The 19,725-nt window shown below is 55.2% G+C and carries 23 protein-coding genes; 11 read left to right on the top strand and 12 right to left on the bottom strand.

Annotated elements, in window-relative coordinates:
- Window positions 1-38 precede the first annotated feature (38 nt).
- Genes H142_RS0111340 through H142_RS0111320 form a run of 5 tightly spaced genes read right to left on the bottom strand, consistent with a single transcriptional unit; the run spans window position 39 to window position 4,130 of the window.
- Window positions 39-422, bottom strand: a complete 384-nt coding sequence (locus H142_RS0111340; protein WP_017932256.1) for a hypothetical protein — start codon at window positions 420-422, stop codon at window positions 39-41.
- A gap of 12 nt (window positions 423-434) precedes the next feature.
- Window positions 435-1,271 carry a WecB/TagA/CpsF family glycosyltransferase gene (locus tag H142_RS0111335; RefSeq protein ID WP_017932255.1) on the bottom strand — a complete coding sequence of 279 codons (837 nt, stop codon included), beginning with the start codon at window positions 1,269-1,271 and terminating at the stop codon, window positions 435-437.
- 59 nt (window positions 1,272-1,330) lie between these two features.
- Window positions 1,331-2,722 (bottom strand): FAD-binding oxidoreductase, encoded by a 1,392-nt coding sequence (locus H142_RS0111330; protein ID WP_017932254.1) that lies wholly within the window; start codon window positions 2,720-2,722, stop codon window positions 1,331-1,333.
- Window positions 2,719-3,357, bottom strand: coding sequence for an L-threonylcarbamoyladenylate synthase (locus H142_RS15560; RefSeq protein ID WP_017932253.1), 639 nt, complete (start codon window positions 3,355-3,357; stop codon window positions 2,719-2,721). The genes H142_RS0111330 and H142_RS15560 overlap by 4 nt, the downstream gene beginning before the upstream one ends.
- 29 nt (window positions 3,358-3,386) lie before the next feature.
- The gene (locus H142_RS0111320; protein ID WP_017932252.1) at window positions 3,387-4,130 is read right to left on the bottom strand and encodes a YceI family protein; all 744 of its coding nucleotides are present in this window, start codon (window positions 4,128-4,130) and stop codon (window positions 3,387-3,389) included.
- On the opposite strand from H142_RS0111320, the gene lepB reads away from it, so the two are divergent.
- The 7 genes from lepB (at window position 4,123) to H142_RS0111285 (ending at window position 10,081) form a co-directional block, all read left to right on the top strand.
- Complete coding sequence (gene lepB / locus H142_RS15555) at window positions 4,123-4,908, top strand: signal peptidase I (protein ID WP_017932251.1); 786 nt, start codon at window positions 4,123-4,125, stop codon at window positions 4,906-4,908. The two genes, H142_RS0111320 and lepB, sit on opposite strands and share 8 nt — an antisense overlap.
- A 94-nt stretch (window positions 4,909-5,002) precedes the next feature.
- Window positions 5,003-5,557: a tetratricopeptide repeat protein gene (locus H142_RS16420; protein WP_169331856.1), complete on the top strand. Its 555-nt coding sequence runs from the start codon at window positions 5,003-5,005 to the stop codon at window positions 5,555-5,557.
- A gap of 60 nt (window positions 5,558-5,617) precedes the next feature.
- Window positions 5,618-6,232, top strand: a complete 615-nt coding sequence (locus H142_RS0111305) for a histidine phosphatase family protein (RefSeq protein ID WP_017932249.1) — start codon at window positions 5,618-5,620, stop codon at window positions 6,230-6,232.
- Window positions 6,233-6,247: 15 nt separating this feature from the next.
- Window positions 6,248-6,484: an exodeoxyribonuclease VII small subunit gene (locus H142_RS0111300; RefSeq protein WP_017932248.1), complete on the top strand. Its 237-nt coding sequence runs from the start codon at window positions 6,248-6,250 to the stop codon at window positions 6,482-6,484.
- A gap of 24 nt (window positions 6,485-6,508) precedes the next feature.
- Window positions 6,509-7,396, top strand: coding sequence for a polyprenyl synthetase family protein (locus H142_RS0111295; protein ID WP_017932247.1), 888 nt, complete (start codon window positions 6,509-6,511; stop codon window positions 7,394-7,396).
- 35 nt (window positions 7,397-7,431) lie between these two features.
- Window positions 7,432-9,363 (top strand): 1-deoxy-D-xylulose-5-phosphate synthase, encoded by a 1,932-nt coding sequence (dxs, locus tag H142_RS0111290; RefSeq protein ID WP_017932246.1) that lies wholly within the window; start codon window positions 7,432-7,434, stop codon window positions 9,361-9,363.
- Window positions 9,356-10,081 carry a TlyA family RNA methyltransferase gene (locus H142_RS0111285; RefSeq protein WP_017932245.1) on the top strand — a complete coding sequence of 242 codons (726 nt, stop codon included), beginning with the start codon at window positions 9,356-9,358 and terminating at the stop codon, window positions 10,079-10,081. The genes dxs and H142_RS0111285 overlap by 8 nt, the downstream gene beginning before the upstream one ends.
- On the opposite strand, the gene H142_RS16415 is transcribed toward H142_RS0111285, so the two are convergent.
- The 3 genes from H142_RS16415 to H142_RS0111270 all read right to left on the bottom strand — a co-directional run bounded on the left by H142_RS16415 (window position 10,078) and on the right by H142_RS0111270 (window position 12,725).
- Window positions 10,078-10,680 carry a glycine zipper 2TM domain-containing protein gene (locus tag H142_RS16415; protein ID WP_017932244.1) on the bottom strand — a complete coding sequence of 201 codons (603 nt, stop codon included), beginning with the start codon at window positions 10,678-10,680 and terminating at the stop codon, window positions 10,078-10,080. The genes H142_RS0111285 and H142_RS16415 overlap by 4 nt on opposite strands.
- A 204-nt stretch (window positions 10,681-10,884) precedes the next feature.
- Window positions 10,885-11,781: a glycine zipper 2TM domain-containing protein gene (locus H142_RS0111275; protein WP_017932243.1), complete on the bottom strand. Its 897-nt coding sequence runs from the start codon at window positions 11,779-11,781 to the stop codon at window positions 10,885-10,887.
- Window positions 11,782-12,014: 233 nt separating this feature from the next.
- The gene (locus tag H142_RS0111270; RefSeq protein WP_169331855.1) at window positions 12,015-12,725 is read right to left on the bottom strand and encodes a glycine zipper 2TM domain-containing protein; all 711 of its coding nucleotides are present in this window, start codon (window positions 12,723-12,725) and stop codon (window positions 12,015-12,017) included.
- A 211-nt stretch (window positions 12,726-12,936) separates the two neighbouring features.
- Here H142_RS0111270 and H142_RS0111265 point away from each other — a divergent pair, with 211 nt between their 5' ends.
- Genes H142_RS0111265 through H142_RS0111250 form a run of 4 tightly spaced genes read left to right on the top strand, consistent with a single transcriptional unit; the run spans window position 12,937 to window position 16,372 of the window.
- Window positions 12,937-13,803 carry a phosphate ABC transporter substrate-binding protein gene (locus H142_RS0111265; RefSeq protein ID WP_169331854.1) on the top strand — a complete coding sequence of 289 codons (867 nt, stop codon included), beginning with the start codon at window positions 12,937-12,939 and terminating at the stop codon, window positions 13,801-13,803.
- Window positions 13,800-14,714: a phosphate ABC transporter permease subunit PstC gene (pstC, locus tag H142_RS0111260; protein ID WP_017932240.1), complete on the top strand. Its 915-nt coding sequence runs from the start codon at window positions 13,800-13,802 to the stop codon at window positions 14,712-14,714. Before H142_RS0111265 ends, pstC begins: the two co-directional genes overlap by 4 nt.
- Window positions 14,707-15,558, top strand: coding sequence for a phosphate ABC transporter permease PstA (gene pstA / locus H142_RS0111255; RefSeq protein WP_017932239.1), 852 nt, complete (start codon window positions 14,707-14,709; stop codon window positions 15,556-15,558). Before pstC ends, pstA begins: the two co-directional genes overlap by 8 nt.
- A gap of 13 nt (window positions 15,559-15,571) precedes the next feature.
- The gene (locus H142_RS0111250) at window positions 15,572-16,372 is read left to right on the top strand and encodes a phosphate ABC transporter ATP-binding protein (protein ID WP_017932238.1); all 801 of its coding nucleotides are present in this window, start codon (window positions 15,572-15,574) and stop codon (window positions 16,370-16,372) included.
- Window positions 16,373-16,434: 62 nt separating this feature from the next.
- On the opposite strand, the gene H142_RS0111245 is transcribed toward H142_RS0111250, so the two are convergent.
- The 4 genes from H142_RS0111245 to H142_RS0111230 form a co-directional block, all read right to left on the bottom strand.
- Window positions 16,435-16,755, bottom strand: a complete 321-nt coding sequence (locus H142_RS0111245; protein ID WP_017932237.1) for a GIY-YIG nuclease family protein — start codon at window positions 16,753-16,755, stop codon at window positions 16,435-16,437.
- Between the two features lie 126 nt (window positions 16,756-16,881).
- Window positions 16,882-17,595 (bottom strand): SDR family NAD(P)-dependent oxidoreductase, encoded by a 714-nt coding sequence (locus H142_RS0111240; RefSeq protein ID WP_017932236.1) that lies wholly within the window; start codon window positions 17,593-17,595, stop codon window positions 16,882-16,884.
- Between the two features lies 1 nt (window position 17,596).
- On the bottom strand, window positions 17,597-19,111 hold the full coding sequence (gene purF / locus H142_RS0111235; RefSeq protein WP_017932235.1) for an amidophosphoribosyltransferase: 1,515 nt from the start codon (window positions 19,109-19,111) through the stop codon (window positions 17,597-17,599).
- Window positions 19,108-19,680, bottom strand: coding sequence for a CvpA family protein (locus tag H142_RS0111230; RefSeq protein ID WP_017932234.1), 573 nt, complete (start codon window positions 19,678-19,680; stop codon window positions 19,108-19,110). Before H142_RS0111230 ends, purF begins: the two co-directional genes overlap by 4 nt.
- Window positions 19,681-19,725 lie beyond the last annotated feature (45 nt).

The raw sequence follows: 19,725 nt of genomic DNA, 5'->3' as shown, positions 1-19,725 counted from the left end.
TGCGAGATTATTCGGGTAATATCTCGACAGGTAACGCCTCAGGGCTGTCGTCTGGTTTTTTCATCAGGCTTGACAATTTCGACCTGCGGACCGGATGACGGGACGATCTCAATATCAATTGGATTGGTCAGTTCGGGCCGCAAAATCCCCCATTGCGGGTCAGCAGCGGGTTTGGGTTTCATGCCCTTAGGGTCAAGTTTGCGGACTTCATCCGCGTAATTGAGGCTGTCCTCTTCACAGGTCGAAAAGCTTAAAGGGCCTCCGCCGCGGCTCTTGTCGAGTTCTTCGCCCAACGAGCCTGAACGGTCACGCTTCTGTGTATTGGAGAGGTCGTCTTTAAACTGGTCACATGCGCTTTGCGCAAAAACAGGCGGGGTAAATGAAAAAAGTAATGCGCCTGCGCTCGCCATTAAAATTTTCATCGCCTTATCCTCTTAATGGCGTTGGAGTGCGCTCTTTATAATCCATTTAAAGTAAATTATAAAGACGCTTGGCCCGTCGACTAAATAACGCCGCCACATACGCGTCGGTTCCTTATACAGGCGATAGAGCCATTCCAGCCGCGCGTTTTGCATGCCTTTTGGCGCGCGGCTTTGCACTCCGGCCAAGAAATCCAGTGAGGCCCCGACGCATAGCCCAAGCCCGGTGCAATCGCCGCGCTCCAATGCCGCTTTGGCAATCATTTCCTGTTGCGGGCTGCCCACGCAGATAAAGTGATAGCGCGCTGCGTGAGAGGCGATAAAATCTGCGCAGGCCGCTACAGCGTCCGGTTTATGGCGTAGTCCCATAGGCGGGACATGGACGGACATATTTGTCAGACCGTATTTTCCCGCCACGGTTTTGGCCACGGCCTCATTGCCGGCAATCACAGTGACGGGCGTATCAGTGTCCGCAATATCTTCGATAATGCCGCGGGTTAAATCAGAGCCCGGCACGGCATGAAGCGGAATTCCCGCAAAGCGGGCCAGCAATTCCAAAATACGGCTGTCACAGACCGACAGCCACGCCGCGCGGTAAAGCGGTTTGAACACGTCAGGTTCACGCGATAAGCGTACGATATGATCGACATTGGGCGTCACAATATAGCGAAAGCTATGCGCGGCCGTGATCCATGATGCACGCTGCAATGTTTGGTCAGCTGTAAGCGGCTGGAACTGCGTGCCCAAAAAGGCGTAGGTCTGCGTGTTTTTAGACAGCTCTCCGCGTTCCGGTTTGCGCAGCTTACGGCGGGTAGGATCATCGGGTGTAATAATTTCGCTATGTGTGTTCATAGCGCGTTGGTAACGCAAAGTGCTAAATATTGAGTTTATGCTTAAGCCTAAATCATCACTTAGATCATGATCCTGGGATTCATAATCCTGTCCGGATCCAGCGAGGCTTTCAGGGTTTTCATCAGTGCAATTTTGACCGGGTCGGCACGGGCCGCCAAATCGTCTTTTTTCATGATGCCAATGCCGTGCTCGGCGCTGATGGAGCCGCCCATATCGGTGACCAGATCATGGACGGCCGTTTGCACCCAGTCCCATTGCGCAAGAAAATCCTGCGGAGCCATGTCCTCGGGCCGCGCCACATTATAGTGGATATTGCCGTCGCCCATATGGCCGAAGCCGACAGGGCGGCATCCGGGTATCATCTGCGCCATCAGCGCGTCGGCGCGGGAGAAAAACGCCGGCACATCCGAGACGGCGACGCTGATATCATGTTTGATTGACCCGCCATCATGCTTTTGCGCCGCGCTCATATGCTCACGTAGGGCTAAAAGCTGGTCCGCTTGTGTCTCATTTTGTGAAATCACCACATCGCGGATAATACCCGCCTCAAGCGCGCGCGACAACATATCTGTAAATGGCTCGCGCGCGGCGGCGTCATGGTTTCGCAATTCCCAGTCAATCAGGACGTAATATGGATGCGCTTCCGAAAACGGGTCACGTTGATCCGGAATATATTTCAAAACCAGCTCTATTGCGCTGCGCGGCATGACTTCAAACAGTGTGAGCGCGCGGTCCTGAACGCGGCCGAGCAGGTCAAGCGCGGCGTCCGGCCCGTCCAGCGCAACCAGTGCGCGCATCAGCCCCGCAGGCGCGGGCACCATACGCAAGCTGGCCGCTGTAATAATCCCCAGTGTCCCTTCCGCGCCTAAAAACAGCCGCGATAAATCATATCCGGTATTATCTTTGCGCAGACGTGACAGGTCTGAATAAACCGACCCGTCGGCCATCACCGCTTCCACGCCAAGGCACAAAGATTTTGCGCTGCCATATTTTATCACATGCACGCCGCCCGCATTCGTCGACAGATTGCCACCAATCGTGCAGCTGCCTTCGGCGGCGAGGCTGAGCGGGAACATCATACCGGCTTTCGTGGCAACCTCCTGCACAGCTTGAAGGGTCATTCCGGCCTCCACGATCAAGAGCTGATCGGCGGCGCTGACGCTGCGAAGAGCGTTTAATTTGCGTAGCGACAGCAGCACTTCGCCCTGCGGCGTTGATCCGCCGACCAGGCCCGTATTGCCGCCCTGCGGCAGGAGAGGAAGTTTATATTCTGCGCAGATTTTAACGGCCTGAGCGACATCTTCCGTGCTGCGCGGCATAAGCATAAGGGGGGAAGTGCCGTGAAATTTATCGCGCCATTCGGACAGCCAGGGCGCAATTTGCGTCGCATCATCCGTCCAGATTTGCGCGGGCAGGCGGGTTTTTAATGCGTCAAGTCCAGCGGTGTTCATGCGTTTGCGTCAGTATAAGCGGCTTGGCGTAACGCCGCCTCGCAAATATCGCCCTCACGCAATATCGTCAGCTGACCGCCGTCTACTTTAACAATCGTCGAAGGCCGCGCGGGGGCCAGCATGCCGCCATCAATGATGAGCGGAACGCGGTCGCCCAGTGCGCGGTTCACCTCAATAGCGCTGTGGGTTTCCGGTTCGCCGGACATATTGGCGCTTGTGAGCGCTAATGGCAGATGAAAGGAGAGCGATGACAGCATGTCGATAAAGGGGGCTTTGGGGCGGCGCAAAGCCACCGTGCCATCGGGGCCATAGACCTGCGGCGCAAGGCGGAAAACGCTGAGCGCCGGAAGCACTATCGTCAGCGGGCCGGGCCAGAATGCGGCCATCAGACGGCGCACGGCCGGGCTGATCTCGGCATAACTGTCTGCGGCGTGCTCATGCGCCAGACACAGGGGCAAAGGCTTGTCTTCAGGGCGGTTTTTAAGCGCGTAGAGCCGGCTTAATGCGTCGGGATCGTCGGCGCGTGCAGCCAGTCCGTAAACTGTCTCAGTCGGAAAGGCGACAATATCGCCATGATGAAAGCTTTTAGCAGCCAAAGCCGCGCCTTGCGCATCCAGCGGAATGAATTTACTCACTCTCCCCTCCTTAATTTATGGGGCAAAGATTAGCGGGACGTCTTGCCCGCGTCTTCATTGAACTCTGTTTCAATTCTTACTTCAACCTCATTTCCTATACCAAATGCGATAAGATGAGTCAGCCCAAATTCACGCCTTTGAAGCGTGGCTGTCGCCGCAAACCCCAATGTCTTGCCCGGATGGCCAAAAGATGTCCCCGATCCGTAAAAAATGGCGTCCAAAATGACGGGCTTGGTCACGCCACGAAATGTCAAATCACCCGTGATTTTACCCGCGGTCTCTCCAGTCTGCGATATATGTGTCGTAACAAAAGTGATGTCAGGATAACGCCCGGCGTCGAAATATTTGGCGTCCATAGCGATCGTATCATCAAAATCCGGCAGTCCTGTGCTGACGCTGGCCGCGTCAATGCGGATATGAACATGGCTGCTCTCCGGCGCATCGGGATCAAAGTTAAGCGTTCCGGAGACCGTATCGAATCGCGCCGTATAGCGCGACAGTCCCGCATGACTGACCGTCCAGATGACAGACGTATGGGCGGGATCCAGTATATAATTGCCCGCAGGCGCGGCTGTGGGCGCAAGGTTCGGGGCGGCGGCACAGGCGGTTAGCAGAGTTCCAAGAAATGCAACCTGTATGGCGCGGCAGCAATATTGCGAGATTGACATGTGAAAACCCTTTTCATCTTCGCTGACCACAGTATAGGTCACAGCGGCGTGGTCGCCTATGAGGCAATGCGCGCGATAGACTAAGGACAGGTTTGTTATGGCCAAGACAAAGCCCGAAGACGGCACCCGTGCAAAGACGCCGAAGAAAAAGGCCACTCTTGCCTCTGAGCTGCGCTTTTACGGCCTGTTCCTACTGGCCTATCTACTGTTTGTGACTTTCGCTTACGGCCAATACCGTATCCCCTCTGAGTCCATGCAGCCGACTCTTGAAGTCGGCGACCGCCTTTATGTCTCGAAATTTGCCTATGGCTATAGCCGCCACGACATCCCCTTTGGCGGTAAAATGGATTTTCTCGGCGACGGCGTTATTAATGCTTCTCTACCTGAACGCGGCGATGTTGTAGTCTTTCGCAACCCGAAAACCAGTGTGGTTACAATTAAGCGCGTGGTTGGCCTTCCGGGCGACGAGATACAATACAAACGCGGGCGCCTTTATATTAACGGCGCACTGATCGAGCGTGAGGAAGTGGGCCAGCTTCTCTACCGCGAATATGATTCCCGCGATAAAAAATTTACTGATGTTGTGAATGTCACAAAATACCGTGAAAAATGGCCCGATGAAGACGGCGAGCATTTTATCTATGAGCGCGGCGACAAATACACAAATGACACGACGGATCCGTTTTTTGTGCCCGAAGACACATTGTTTTTCATCGGGGATAACCGCGATAATTCGACAGACAGCCGTGACAGCCGCGGCCCCGGATTTGTGCCGATATCCTACATTATCGGGCGGGCCGAAATGATGGTGCTGTCTTTCCGCCGCTGCAAATCCGAAGAGGGACTGTACTGCCCCAAAGGCCGCTGGTTCATCAAATTATAGCCGGACTCGATTTTTAGCGGGTTTTGTGCTATAATAAGTCATGGCTTGTTTTAAAAGACTCTCCTCCCTGTGCCTCATGACGGCCGGTCTTTCGTTGACCGCATTTCTCTTTGTTGTTCCGGCCTCGGCCAGTTCAGTTACGGTTTACGGTACGAATAATGACGCGCATAGCTGTTATAAGGCTGCACAATACGAGCGCGCCACGCGAAAAAATATACTGGCCTGTGACGATGCGCTGGAAAGCGCGGATTTATTTAAACGCGACCGCGCTGCCGTCTTGGTCAATCGCGGCATATTGCATAAAGTCAATGACGATATTGAGGCCGCATGGGATGACTATAAAGCGGCGCTTAAGATTAATCCAAAACTGCCGGAAGCCCGGGCCAATCGCGGCAATCTTTATTTCCTCGCTGGATATTTTGACAAAGCGATTGCTGATTATGACTCCGCTCTAGACTTCGGCATTAAAAATCAGGCTCCGGCCCGCCTTAATAAGGCGATGGCTCTGGGCTGGCTCGGCCGTCATAGTGAAGCGCGCGCAGGCTTTGAAGATGTAATCGTCCGCTATCCCGAATGGCCGCTCGCCAGAGATAATTACCAACGTTATCAAGAGCGGGTCGCGAAAAAGGCGCGGGAAATTTCCGGATAATGTTGTAGGTTTTAGCCGCAGGGACTTGCCCCGTCTGCCGCGCCTGAATAAGACCTGCATATGGGGATTAAATCCACACATAAGCCCGGCTTTGATGTTTTGATCATTGCGCGCCACGGCCGTCCGGCCCTGTCACGAAAGGTGCGCCTGACATGGCGTGAATATCGTGACTGGTGGCAAGCCTATGACGCGGGCGGTTTAGCCGATGATCAGATCGCTCCAAACGGTATCAGTACGCTTGCTCAGGAAGCTGACCTTGTTGTCTCCAGCACCTTACCGCGCGCCATGCAGACCGCGCATATCGCACGCAGCGCCGCGGCTGATTTGGTTGACGTCGTCTTTGTCGAAGCGCCTCTGCCTCCGCCCCATCTTCCGCTGTTAAAGCTACGTCCGAAAACATGGGGGACACTCGCCCGTATATGTTGGTTTTGGGGATTTCCGGATGGAATGGAAACCGTTGACGAGGCGCGCATTCGCGCCGGCGAGGCCGCAGAGATGCTTGAGCGTGAAGCGAGCGGCGGAAAATTGGTGCTGCTGACCGCCCATGGCTGGTTTAACCGCATGATCAGAACGCAGCTTGTGCGGCGCGGGTGGGTATGTACTGAGAATCAAGGGGATTTGCACTGGAAATACAGGCGATTTGAGCGCAAAACAGCGCAAATACATAACACGTAATTTTAGGCAGTCATTATGGCCGATACCCCGATTAAAGACCTGAGTTTCGAAGATGCCCTTCGCGAGCTCGAAGGGCTGGTACAGCGTCTTGAACGCGGCGACGCTCCGCTCGAAGACAGTATCAAAATTTATGAACGCGGCGCGGCGCTCAAAGCGCATTGCGAAGCCAAGCTGAAATCCGCTCAGCTCAAGGTCGATAAAATCGTGCTCGGGCCGGACGGCACGCCCGGCACAGAGCCGTTGGATAGCTAGTCCACGCCCGGCGGCGCTTTCATTATGAGCGATTTTAAATTTGAAATTACTGAATTTGCCCGCCGCTTTGAAGGCCGTTTTGACGGTTACTTACCCCGTTCTGAAGGATTGAATGCGCGCATCGCCGCCGCGATGCGCTATACCGCTTTGGGCGGCGGTAAACGTTTGCGACCCTATTTCGTCATCACTGTGGCTAAAATGCTGGGCTATGACGATGAACCGGCTTGGCGCGTCGCGGCCGCGCTGGAGTGCGTACATGTCTATTCGCTGGTTCATGACGACCTGCCCTGTATGGATAATGACGATGTGCGGCGTGGTAAACCCACCGTGCATAGACAATGGGATGAAGCGACAGCGGTTCTGACCGGTGATGCACTGCTGACCCATGCGTTTGAGCTGATGTGCACGCCGATGGACGGCGTTGATCCTGTCCTGCAACTGGCCCTGAGCGCAGAGCTGGCCATGCGCAGCGGTGAGGCCGGCATGATCGGCGGACAAATGATCGATCTGTCCATGGATGAATTGGATCAGACCGAGAAGACAATCACGACACTTCAAGATCTTAAAACCGGCGCGCTCATCCACTATGCCATCAGCGCGGGCGCGCGTCTGGGCGGGGCAAGCAAAGCGCAATATAACGCCCTGTCACGCTATGCGCGCCGTGTTGGCCTGCTGTTTCAAATCACGGATGACTTGCTGGATGTGGAAGGCAACGCCCATGTGATGGGCAAGGCCGCCGGTAAGGATAATGACCATGGGAAAGCCACATTCGTGACCATATTGGGATTGGACGGCGCAAAGGCGCGGGCGCGCGAAATCTCGAAGGCCGCGATAGCGGATATGGACATTTTTGGCGCTAACGCCGACCCGCTCAGGCATGCAGTGCAGTTCGTGCTGGAGCGGCGCGCATAGATATGCTTCTAAGGTTTATCGATTAGGAATTATGTATGACAACAGATTGCTCCCTGACCCGCAGCCGTGAGCTTCTTGACCGCGTTAACAGTCCCGCTGATATTCGGGATTTTAGCAGAGAGGAGCTTTTGCAACTTTGTGATGAGCTGCGCAGCGAGGTTGTGGATACGGTTTCTATCACGGGCGGCCATCTCGGCGCGGGACTAGGCGTGGTCGAGCTGACCGTCGCGCTGCATCATGTCTTCAATACACCCGATGACAAATTGATTTGGGACGTCTCCCATCAAACTTATCCGCACAAAGTCCTGACCGGCCGCCGCGACCGCATGGGGACAATCCGGCAGGGCGGCGGACTGTCCGGATTTACCAAGCGCGCGGAATCTGAATATGATCCGTTCGGCGCGGCCCATAGCTCGACATCTATCTCAGCCGGCTTGGGGTTTGCGGTCTCTCGCGATCTACAAGGTGAAAATAATAATGTTGTTGCTGTCATCGGTGACGGCGCGATTACGGGAGGCATGGCTTACGAGGCTATGAATAATGCCGGCGCTATGGATAGCCGCCTGATCGTTATCCTCAACGACAATGACATGTCGATCGCGCCGCCGACCGGGGCGATGAGCGCGACCCTGGCCCGCATGGTCTCGTCTTCCAGTTACCGCAAAGTGCGCAATATCGGCAAAGCCGCCGTCAGCGGCATGCCCAGCAGTATCCGCAATACAGCCCGCAAGACCGAAGAATATGCGCGCGGCATGGTCACGGGCGGGACATTATTTGAAGAGCTGGGCTTTTATTATGTAGGGCCGATTGACGGGCATGATCTGGACCATCTTTTGCCGATCCTGAAAAACTGCCGCGATATGAAAAACGGCCCGGTGCTGATTCATGTGGTGACCCAAAAAGGCAAAGGCTACGCACCGGCGGAAAACTCCGCTGATAAATATCACGGCGTCTCAAAATTTAATGTCGTGACCGGCGTGCAAAGTAAATCTACGCCGAATGCGAAAAGCTATACCCAGGTGTTTGGCGAGCAGCTGTCCAAACAGGCTGATATAGACGATAAAATTGTCGCTGTTACGGCCGCTATGCCGGGCGGTACGGGCCTGAATATTTTTTCAAAATCCCATCCTGAACGCACATTCGATGTTGGCATTGCCGAGCAGCATGGCGTGACTTTCGCAGCCGGATTGGCAGCGGACGGGATGAAGCCTTTCGCGGCGATCTACTCGACATTCTTGCAACGCGGTTATGATCAGGTCGTCCATGATGTCGCCATCCAGAAATTGCCGGTTCGCTTCGCGCTGGACCGTGCGGGACTTGTCGGCGCAGACGGGCCGACCCATGCTGGCAGTTTCGATATTGGCTATCTGGGCGCGCTGCCGGGCTTTATTTGCATGGCGGCGGCCGACGAGCTCGAACTGGCGCGTATGATCAAAACTTCCGTTGATCATAATGACGGTCCGATTTCCTTTCGCTATCCGCGCGGTGAAGCGACCGGCATTGAAATTCCTGACATTGTCGCCCCGCTTGAGATCGGCAAAGGCCGCATCATCAAAGAAGGCACAAAAATCGCGATCCTGTCATATGGAACGCGCCTGGGCGAAGCGGTTATGGCCGCAACGCAGCTTGACCATCTTGGTCTGTCGACCACCGTGGCCGATGCGCGCTTTGCCAAGCCTCTTGATAAGGACTTGATCGCGCGCCTGGCTGACGAGCACGAAGTTCTGCTGACCCTCGAAGAGGGCGCTATGGGCGGCTTTGGAGCATTTGTCGCGCGCGAATTGTCAGAGACGGGCCGGTTTGACCGCGGGCTTAAATTCCGCATCATGACGCTCCCCGATATATTTATCGATCAGGACACACCCGCGAAAATGTATCAGGCTGCTGGCCTGACCGCTGATCATATTGTCGAGAAAGTATTCTCAATCATTGGCCGCGACCTGCAAGGCGCGCAGATACTTGCCTAGGCTTGATCAAGCGCTGGTTCAGCGCGGGCTTTTAGAGACGCGTAGTGCGGCGCAGGCTGCGATTAAGTCCGGTGGCGTCACTGTTAACGGTAAACCCGTTCGCAAATCCGCACATAAGGTTAGCGATACAGATGTCATTAGCGCAAAGCCCGCTCACCCTTATGTCTCGCGCGCGGCGCTTAAACTTGAAAAAGCGCTGGACGTTTTCGGTGTCGACCCATCGGGACAAACCTGTCTGGATATTGGCAGCTCGACGGGCGGCTTTTCGCAGCTTCTCATTTTGCGCGGAGCGGCCAAGATATTCGCGATCGATGTCGGCACGGATCAACTTCACTACGCTTTGCGCGCTGAGCCTAAAATCGCTCTGTTAGAGCAACAGGACGCCCGAACCCTGACGGCGGCGCATATTCCGGCGCGCATTGATCTTGTGGTGTGTGATGCCAGTTTTATTTCCCTAACCAAAATCCTGCCTGTGCCGCTCACATTTTTAAAGCCGCGCGGCGAGGCGATTCTTTTGGTAAAGCCGCAATTTGAATTAGGCCCGGATGCGCTAAATAAAAACGGCGTCGTCAAAGATACTGAGCGGGCCGAAGACGCACCGCGCCTGATTGCGGCATGGATGACCGATCAGGGCTTTGTGGTAAAAGGCCAAACAAAAAGCCCGATCCGCGGGGGATCGGGCAATTCTGAGTTTTTAGTTTACGCCGTTAAGCTCTAATGGCCGCGGCGATGTGGCCGATCGCGGCGATAATTGCGTTGGCCATGGCCGTAATTACTGTGGCGATATACCGGGCGCCGGTAATTATTTGAATAACCCAGATTTATACTGATCGCCGGACGCTGCTGATAATATACAGGCTGCGGGCGCTGGTAATATTGCGGCTGCGGGGCGTAGTAAACGCCGTTATTATAATATCCGCCATTTTGATAGGTGTTGTTTTGGTACCCGCCTGAATAGCCATTATTATACCGGGTTTGTCCATAGACGGGCTGCTGGGTGTACCCGCCCTGCTGGTAATAGCCGCCATTATTATAATTGGAATTATAATTGGACCGGCCTGACTGCGCTGCGATTTGTGATCCGACCACGCCGCCAATCACTGCGCCAATCGCCGTGCCCTCATCCTGCACGCCTGTTCCGGCAACATTTGAGCCGATAGCGCCGCCAACAACAGCGCCGATTAAGCCGCCGACCAACTGGTTGCCCCCGCTACTTTGCTGATGCTGATGCGCATAGCCATTGTCATGCGCGCTCACGGGAGCCGCTATGGCCAAAGCCGCCGCGACTGAAAAAGATAAGGTGATGAAAGTTTTCATGAGATATTCCTAATTTGTATCTTTGCCCGCCTGACTCCCGATATCAGGGCGCAATTCCAATTTTATACTAATTAACCTTAGATGAACGTAGGCTGAAGCCCTGCGCTAGCGGCGCATAAAAAACGGGGCTCTACAGCCCCATTTTTAAAATTATATTATGTGAACAAAGCGCGGATATTTGCCGTGAGGCCAAATATCGATATATTAGTGGCGGCTATGGCCACCGTGATGGACCGGCGGGCAGGATGTATGGCTGGTGGTTACAGGCGTCGAACATACCGTCGGAGCTTGCAAACATGTGCCGTCTGATTGCGGCGTGGTGCCGGCCGGACATGGCGCAGTTTCCATGGGCGGCGCGCTATGGGTATATGTATGAGACGAGATGACCCTTTGAACCGGAGCGCGGTAGACGGGAGTCACCACGGGCACGCGCTGAACAACGGCCGGAGTCTGCGTCACCGTGCTATAGCTTTGGGTATAGACAGGGCCGGCGACATAGCCGCCCGGCGTGGTGTAAACGCCGCCGCATCCGAAATTTACGCCGCAGGGCGCGCCGGAATAGGCCGGGACGCTTGGCATAACAGTGTTGTATCCACCCGCCGCGTAACCGCCGTTCATATATCCGCCATTTGAATAGCTGACCGGCGCATAGCCGCCGGAGCTATACCCGGACTGGCTATAGCCATAGCGGCCTGCAGTTTCATATCCGCCAGCGGGCACGCCGACATTATAATTGCCATAGCGCGAGCTGCCGCCATAGCTATTGCCATATGACGCGCCGTAATTTGCGCCGTATCCGCCTTGGCTGCCATAACCATTTTCATATTGCGGGCCATAATAAGCGCGCGCGTCCTGGCGGGCTTGAATTTGGTTTCCAATATAGTTTCCGGCCAGTCCGCCAATAACGGCGCCAATGGCTGTGCCTTCATCCTGTACGCCGCCGCCGGCAACATTAGAGCCGATCACCCCGCCAATTACAGCGCCGCCGCCTGTATAGGCATAGTCGCTACCGCGATCAAAATTAATCTGAGCATTGGCGGCCGAGGCTGCGCCAAAACAAAGCGTCGCTGCAGCTACGCCGCGAAAAAGATAAGATATCATATCAGGCTCCTAAGATCACCGTTTAAACATCGAAACAGTCTTCGTAACCAGCCGGGAATGCGGCCAATACCGAGGCTCTTCGAAATAATCTCAAGCCGTTTAGCCCAAGAGTGTTTATTTAACTTAAATTACCATGCAATTTGTATGCCTGCAACAAAAACGGCGCATTGCTTAGCAATGCGCCGCGTCTTGAGACGGAAACTGGCTCGGGAAAATCAGAGCCCGTCAGAAGATTAGTGATGATCGTAGCAAATATATTTGCCGTGATAATGGGTTTGCGCCTGCCCTGTGTGGTAGCCTTTGCGGTACGCTTTGCGCTGTTGACGCTCGGCGCGTTGCGCGGCTTTAAGGCGCTCTTGACGCTGGGCCTCAAGCGCGTCCTGACGGCGCTGTTGACCGTATGTGTCATGACGATAAACAGGCTGCTGACGATAGACGGGCTGCGGGGTGCGATATGTGCCGGTCTGGTAAACCGGATATGTGCCTTGGTTATAAGTGCCTTGGTTATAGCCATCATTCTGGTAGCCACTATTTTGATAGCCGCCCTGACCGTAAACAACGCGCTGGCTGTTATACTGAGTGTTATAAGAGTCGTTATACCCATTGCCATAAGCGGGGTCGCAATCCACGCGTTTATCGGCAATTCCGGCTCCGGCCAGACCGCCAACTACGGCGCCAATGGCTGTGCCCTCATCCTGTACGCCGTCTCCGGCAACATTAGAGCCAACCACGCCGCCAATTACGGCGCCGATCAGGCCGCCGACTAATTTGTCGCGTTTCTCATCCTTTTTGCACTGCTCATGCGCGGCGTTATATTGATCACCGGCATAATAGCCGTAGTTCTGCGCGGAGGCGAGACCAGGCAGGGCAAATGAAGTTGCGGCCAAAGCTGCAGCGGCAAAACCGGCGCGGGAGAGGCCTTTTGTTAAATCTGTATAGGTCATAAATACCTCCATAATCGCGGTGCCGGGCTATCGGAATAACAGTCCTGTCCGCCGCATTAATATCTTTCTAACAGAACCTGTCTGAACGCTTGCCGAGCGCTATCGTCATAAAGCGTTCATCTGCGGCGGTGCGCGTTCACGATGACTTGATTTGAAGAAACGTCGGGGGGCTTCACTATCAATGAAGACAATTTATATTTCGGGATTTTCTATGCGTTATATATTCCGCTACGGCGTCCACGTCGCCGGGGTTAGCTTTGCTGCGGCCACAATATTAACCGCTTGCGGCGGGGATGGCGTGAAAACGGCTGGCGATACGGTCTCAATTTCCGGTTCGACAACCGTCCTTCCGGCCATCAGCCGCGCTGCCGATGACTATACGATGCAAACCGGCGCAAAAATTATTGTCAATGCAGGCGGCTCCGGCGGCGGCTTTAAACAGCTGGCCGAAGGGCAAACCGATATTGGCATGATGAGCCGCGATATAACCGCTGAGGAACGCGCCCGGTTCGCCCGTCACAGCTTTACCGTCACAGCCATTGGGCGCGACGCGGTTGCGCCTGCCGTTTCATCAGAAATTTATGACGCCGGAGTCACGCAGCTTTCCTTTGAACAAGTTACCGATATTTATATGGGGCGTGTCGATAATTGGAGCGCCTTTGGCGGTCCGGATAGAGCCATATTCGCGGTCGACAAAGAGGCCGGGCGCGGGACGAGGCAAGTCTTCGCCCGGATTGTGTTTGGCGATAAAAATATGCAAGCGCCGGGCGCGGATCTGGTTGTGGGCTCTAATAATGAAGAGCAAACCGCGCTGGCGCAAAGCGATAGCGCCATTGGTATGATTTCATTTGCATGGGCCAATGCTGATGTGCGGCCCTTATCAATTACGACGGCGAACGGCGCGGTGGCCCCGACGCTGGACAATGTGAATTCCGGCGCTTTTCCCATTACCCGCGACCTTTTAATTGTTACGCGCGAGGATGTTTCAGGGCAGGCCAAAGCCTTCATCGATTTTGTGCTCTCGCCCGAAGGCCAGACCCATGTGGTCGACGCCGGATATTTGCCGGTTAACAAGTGAGCGCTGCGGCCATGGATTTTACCCGCCCCGCCCCGCCATCAGGCCGGGCTTTACGCAGCTATTTTCTCATCAGCGCCCTCATCTGCGCCGCCATTTGCGCGGTTATCCTAATCACTTTGCTGGGCCAGACGGGCCCTGTGCTGTCCCATAATCCGGCATCGCTTTTCGGCACAGTCTGGAACCCGAACTTGGGTCAATACGGCATCATCCCTATGCTTTACGGCTCAATTGTTGTGATGGTGATTGCGATGGCGATTGCTTTGCCGCTGGGCGTGCTGACGGCCATTTATATTGCAGAGACGCGCTCGGCGCGGCTGCGCGGCATTATAAAATCGGCGCTCGAAGTGCTCGCCGGAATTCCCTCTATTGTCTACGGCCTGATCGGCGTCGCTTATATTAGCGTCTGGGTCGCCAAGGGTTTGGATTTGCAGACGGGCCGCCTGATTTTGACGGCGGGGCTAATATTGGCCGTTATGATATTGCCGACGATTTTGACGCTGACCGAAGACGCCATTTCCAATGTGCCGGTAATTCAGCGTGAAAATGCCCGCGCTTTGGGACTGTATCGACACGAAGTTATTCTGGATGTCGTCCTGCCCCATGCTCGCCGCGATATTCTAGCCGCAGGTCTACTCGCCTTAGGTCGCGCGCTGGGCGAGACCATGGCCGTTATGCTGGTCATTGGCTCTCTTGACCGCCTCCCCAGCCCAATTTTCAATGTGCTGTCATCCGGACAAACCATAACCTCTAAGCTTGGGCGCGAACTGGGCGAGAGCGCCTTTGGCTCCGCCCATTTTAGCGCGCTCGTTCTGATGGGGCTTATTCTGGTGCTTATTACTCTAACGCTGACAGGGGCCGCGCAATGGTTGATCAATCGCCGTCCCAACGGGGTGGAGGCAATTTATGATTAGCCGCGCCGCCAAAGAACATATCTTCGCAGCGGCGACGCGCGCGGCGCTGGGGCTTAGCGTCTGTATTTTGGCGTTTCTGCTGGGCGCCATCATTGTGCGCGGCGCGCAGGCTATATCGCTGGATTTCCTATTTATGCCGTCACGCGATTTCGGCAGTCGCGGCGGAATTTCCTATCAGATATTCGGCTCGCTGCTGATTGTGTTAACCGCCGGACTTATTGCTGCGCCGCTGGCGCTGGGCGCATCGGTCTATCGCAGTGAATATATCAAAAATACGGCCGCTCAACGCCTGTTCGATCTGGCGCTCTATGGTCTGAACGGCGTGCCCTCAATAATTTTTGGCCTGTTCGGGCTGATACTTTTTGTCAATATATTCGGCACAGGCCTGTCATGGTTTGTCGGCGCGGTTATCCTGGCCATTATGATGCTCCCGACGGCCTGTATGGCGACGATCTCCGCCATGCGGGGCATCGATACACCCTACCGTGAAAATGCCTATGCGCTGGGCCTAACCCGCGAGCAGACCGCCCTGCGCATTATCATTCCGCAAAGCCTGCACGGCCTGGTCACAGGGCTTTTGATCGGTCTGGCGCGGGCCATTGGTGAGACCGCCCCGATCATGTTTATTGCGACGGCCTTTTCCGGCGCCGGCGTCCCGAGCAGTCTGGCCGAGCCGGTGGCAACTCTGCCAACCCATATTCTGGCTTTAGCGCAGCAGGCCGCCGACCCCGCCGCGCTTCAAAATGCGTGGGGGGCAAGTTTCACCCTCATCGCTCTGGTGGCAATGTTCAGCCTGGCCGCCTTTTTCGCCCGCGCCCGCCTGTTACCCCTCTCGCAGCGTTAAATTAGGAGATATCATGCCGCAGTCCCAACATCTGAAACTCGTCAGTAGCGCGCCGCACCATGTCGCTATTTCGCTGGAGAATTTCGGCGTCTGGTTCGGCGATAGCTGCATTCTCTCCGGCGTCAACGCCCATCTGCCTAAGCGCGGCGTTACCGTGCTTGTCGGCCCGTCGGGGGCAGGGAAATCAACCCTGCTGCGCGCGCTAAACCGCATTAGCGACGATATGGCCGGCTTGTCGATACAGGGCCGCGCCTATTTTGAAGGCTGCGAAATTTACGCCAAGGATTGCGATGTCACAAAATTGCGCGCGCGGATCGGCATGGTCTTTCAAAAGCCCTGCGTCTTCCCGCGCTCGATTGCGCAAAATGTGCTGTTCGGGCTGCGCGGCGTGAAGCTCAGCCAAGCCCAAAAGCACGATATTGTCGAGCAGGCTCTGCGCGGCGCAGCGCTCTGGAACGATGTCCATGCCCGTCTGGGCGAACGCGCCGACACATTGTCTATGGGGCAGCAACAGCGCTTGTGCATTGCCCGCGCATTGGCGCTTAAACCCGATGTTCTTTTAATGGATGAACCGACAGCCTCCGTTGATCCGGTCAGTGCCCGCACGATAGAGGCGTTGATGCGCGATCTGGGCCGCACCATCCCCGTTCTGACGGTGACGCATAATCTGGCGCAGGCCAAACGCATTGCCGATCACGTCCTCTTTTTATGCGAAGGCCAATTGGTTGAGGCTGGAGACGCCGCGCATATGTTCTCAAACGCGGCGCTACCGAAAACGCAGACCTATCTCTGTGACGAATTTTGCGAGTGTTGAATCAAACCGCTTAACACGCGTTCTGTCATCCAGAGGCCTTGAAAAGGCCGAAGGATCCATGCCTAGATATTGCCACCGCGCATAAATTTCTCATATAATTCTATCCAATGCGGATTTTTCATTTCCAGCAGTTCAATTTTAAACTGCCGAGATTTTCCTTTTAGATATTTCTCTCGCCTGATTGCAGTATCTGGAGAGTCAAAAGTTTCAAAGTAAACTAAGCGGTGGATATGATATCGCGCAGTATAACTTTTAGGATTTTCGTTATTTTTATGTTCCCAAACTCTACGCTCTAGGTCGTTAGTCATGCCTAGATAAAGCGTACCGTTCTTCATACTCGCCATCATGTATACATAATAAGCCAATGAATCGGCGAAGTGCATGGATAGTCCTAGACTTGGATCCCTCGGCGCTTCGCGCCTCTGGATGACGAATTAAGGGTATATTTCCATGAATTTTATCACATCAAGTCGAAGCAATCGAGAGTTAAGAGGCGCACCGCGTAGGAACTAAGCTTGAGCAATCACCAATTGCCCATGCTGCACACATGACGGTGATAACATGCCCACAATCTGATCTGAAATGTCGCGCGGGTGTTTCAGGATTTGCGGATCTTCGCCCGGCATGGCTTTGGCGCGCATAGCGGTGCGGGTGCGCAGCGGATCAAACAGATTAACTTTGAGCGTGCTGTCTTCGACCTCTCCGGCATAGGATAAAACCAGCGCTTCCAAGGCGGCCTTACTGGCAGCGTAACTGCCCCAATAGGGCTTGAAACTGCGCGCAACACTGCTGGTCATAAACAGGGCGCGGCCCGACTTCGAGCTGCGCAGCAGCGGATCAAGCGAACGGATAAGACGCGCATTGGCGGTGACATTGACGGCGAGCACTTCGTCCCATTTTTTCGGATCAATATGCGGCGCGGGCGTAATGTCGCCCAAAATGGCGGCGTTACCGAGCAGCCCGTCAAGCCGTCCCCACCGCTGATGTATAATACCGCCCAGTTGGTCCAGCCCGTCCGGGCTTTTCAAATCCATCGGTACGAGCGTGGCTTCGCCGCCCGCTGCTTTTATCTCGTCATCAAGTTCTTCCAGAGCGCCGGATGTGCGCGCCAGTGCAATCACATGGCTCCCCGCTTTGGCGAGCGCAAGCGCCGCAAAATATCCAATACCGCGCGAGGCCCCCGTCACCAATGTGACGCGGCCGGCTAGAGCTTTATCTGTCATACTATGCGACTTCGACGAGGAAGGAGAGCTGCTTGGCTGATTTGCCGGCTTTCTCGCGCTCAACATCGGTCAGCGGCGTTGGATAATGCCCGGTAAAACAGTGATCAGTATATTGCGGCGCGGTATCAGAGCGGTACTGCTCGCCCATCGCCCAATATAGACCCTCAATAGACAGAAAGCCGAGGCTGTCCACTTCGAGCATCTGGCGCATGGCCTCGAGCCCGTAATTCGCCGCAATGAGTTTTTCCGTCGTCGGCATATCAATGCCGTAATGATCAGGGAATTTGATCGGCGGAGAGGCGCTGCGGAAATGCACTTCCTTGGCGCCGGCCGCTTTGATCATGCGCACGATTTTGGTCGATGTTGTGCCGCGCACAATAGAATCGTCCACTAAGAGAACGCGTTTGCCCTCAATCATAGCGCGGTTGGCGCTGTGCTTAAGACGCACGCCCATATCGCGGATCTGCTGCGTCGGCGCAATAAAGGTGCGTCCGACATAATGGTTACGGATAATGCCCAGCTCGAACGGAATGCCGGTTTCCTGGGCGTAGCCCAAAGCGGCCGGAACGCCGCTATCGGGAACAGGAATAATGACATCGACATCGGCGGGAGTTTCCTGCGCCAGTCTCTGCCCCATGCGTTTGCGCACTTCGTAAACCGACTTGCCGCCGACAACACTGTCAGGGCGGGCAAAATAGACAAATTCAAACACGCAGGGCCGCGCGGCAACCTCGGGATAGGCGCGGAAGGAGCGAATGCCGTCTGCGTTAATCACAACGACTTCGCCCGGATCAACTTCGCGGATAAATTCGGCGCTGATCATATCCAGCGCGCAGGTCTCCGATGCGAGAAGGTAATTCTCCCCCAGACGCCCGATCAGAAGCGGACGAATGCCGAGACGGTCCCGCGCGCCGATCAAGCTCTTTTTAGTCAGTCCGACAAAGGCGAACCCGCCGTCAATCTGGCGCAGGGCATCGATAAAGCGGTCAATAAATTTGCCGCCTTTAGCGCGCGCCGTCAGGTGGATGACCACTTCGGTATCGGATGTGGACTGGAAAATCGCGCCGTCTTCGACAAGCTGCTCGCGTATGGTGAAGGCGTTTGTGATATGGCCGTTATGGGCCAGCGCAAAGCCGCCCGTATTCAGCTCTGAATATAGCGGCTGGACATTACGCAGCACGGTTTCGCCCGCCGTTGAATAGCGCACATGACCGATGGCGGCATGGCCTTTTAAACGCTCGGACGGATCGTCGCCCGTAAAATTATCACCGACCAGACCCATATGGCGCTCGGCGTGAAAGCGAATGCCGTCAACCGAAGCAATGCCGCAGGCTTCCTGTCCGCGATGTTGCAAAGCATGAAGGCCCAGCGCCGTCAGTGACGCTGCATTATCCATGCCGAATATACCGAAAACGCCGCATTCCTCACGCAGCTTATCGTCGGCAGGATCAAAGAAATCTACCGTTTTGTCCGGGCTCCCGGCCTGATCTGTGATCCGTGATCGGTCTTGGCTCATGGCACATTGTCCTCATCCTGCTGTTCGGGGTCGGCCTCGCGGCCCCGCTCGACAGTGTCCTCGGCTGAATCTTTGATACGCGCAAAGGGCACGTTCATCATCACCTGCGTTATCGGTTTCAATATGGGGTAGAAGGTTGTCTGTTCAATCCATCCGGGTGTGGTATTATCGCGGCTGGCCATTGTCCATAAGATGACAAAGAGCGCCGAGATCAGCAGACCGCGAAATATGCCGAAGCCCAGCCCGAACAAGCGGTCAATAAAGCCCGGTTCTCGCCCGCGCAATTTCTTGACGCCGCCCCGTAAGATGAAGGTGACCAGCATATAGGCCAGCGCGAAACTCCCCAGACCCAGGGTGCCATTAGCCAGCCATAGCGGCTGGATCATATCCTGCACGGCATTCTGAAAGCGTCCGAAGAGAAAAAGTGCGGCCAGCAATCCGGCGACCAAAGCTGCGATAGAGACGATTTCGCGCAGGAATCCACGGCTCAGCGACATAAGGCCGGAAATGACCAAGAGCAGCAAGACAACAATGTCAAAGCCGCCAAAATCCCAGGGTCCAATACTCATAAATGAGCCGTAATTAGAGTTTCACCGCGCCGAAGCCGCTTCTCA

This window comes from Robiginitomaculum antarcticum DSM 21748, assembly GCF_000365025.1.
In the GTDB taxonomy this organism is placed as follows: domain Bacteria; phylum Pseudomonadota; class Alphaproteobacteria; order Caulobacterales; family Maricaulaceae; genus Robiginitomaculum; species Robiginitomaculum antarcticum.
The sequence above is the reverse complement of the archived record's forward strand: the minus strand, read 5'-3'. Positions and strand labels throughout refer to the sequence as shown.